Genomic DNA, 1,095 nt, shown 5'->3' with positions numbered 1-1,095 from the left:
CTTTATCAGCTTTATGGTTCAGAGTACGGGCAAACGCTGGCCAACGGGCGTAATGCTGATGGTGGTTGTGTTATTTGCTTTCCTCTACTCATGGCCGATTCAGGCACTGCTGCCAACGTATCTGAAAACCGATCTGGCTTATAACCCGCATACTGTCGCCAATGTGCTGTTCTTTAGCGGCTTTGGGGCTGCGGTGGGGTGCTGTGTCGGCGGCTTCCTCGGTGACTGGCTGGGAACCCGCAAAGCGTACGTTTGTAGCCTGCTGGCCTCGCAGCTGCTGATTATTCCGGTATTTGCGATTGGCGGCGCAAACGTCTGGGTGCTCGGTCTGTTACTGTTCTTCCAGCAAATGCTTGGACAAGGGATCGCCGGGATCTTACCAAAACTGATTGGCGGTTATTTCGATACCGACCAGCGTGCAGCGGGCCTGGGCTTTACCTACAACGTTGGCGCATTGGGCGGTGCACTGGCCCCAATCATCGGCGCGTTGATCGCTCAACGTCTGGATCTGGGTACTGCGCTGGCATCGCTCTCGTTCAGTCTGACGTTCGTGGTGATCCTGCTGATTGGGCTGGATATGCCTTCTCGCGTTCAGCGTTGGTTGCGCCCGGAAGCGTTGCGTACTCATGACGCTATCGACGGTAAACCATTCAGCGGTGCCGTGCCGTTTGGCAGCGCCAAAAACGATTTAGTCAAAACCAAAAGTTAATCCTGTTGCCCGGTCTATGTACCGGGCCTTTCGCTAAGGGAAGATGTATGTCGTTACTTGCACAACTGGATCAAAAAATCGCTGCTAACGGTGGCCTGATTGTCTCCTGCCAGCCGGTTCCGGACAGCCCGCTCGATAAACCCGAAATCGTCGCCGCCATGGCATTAGCGGCAGAACAGGCGGGCGCGGTTGCCATTCGCATTGAAGGTGTGGCAAATCTGCAAGCCACGCGTGCGGTGGTGAGCGTGCCGATTATTGGAATTGTGAAACGCGATCTGGAGGATTCTCCGGTACGCATCACGGCCTATATTGAAGATGTTGATGCGCTGGCGCAGGCGGGCGCGGACATTATCGCCATTGACGGCACCGACCGCCCGCGTCCGGTG

The 1,095-nt window shown here is 56.1% G+C and carries 2 pseudogenes; both read left to right on the top strand.

The features are described from left to right. A pseudogene (nanT, locus tag R7Z41_RS24265) lies at positions 1 to 709 on the top strand (sialic acid transporter NanT); the annotation flags it as partial. 47 nt (positions 710 to 756) lie between these two features. After that, positions 757 to 1,095: pseudogene (locus R7Z41_RS24260) on the top strand (N-acetylmannosamine-6-phosphate 2-epimerase); the annotation flags it as partial.

Source organism: Vibrio sp. 1457 (assembly GCF_033340195.1).
GTDB classification, from domain to species: domain Bacteria; phylum Pseudomonadota; class Gammaproteobacteria; order Enterobacterales; family Vibrionaceae; genus Vibrio; species Vibrio alginolyticus.
The sequence above is the reverse complement of the archived record's forward strand: the minus strand, read 5'-3'. Positions and strand labels throughout refer to the sequence as shown.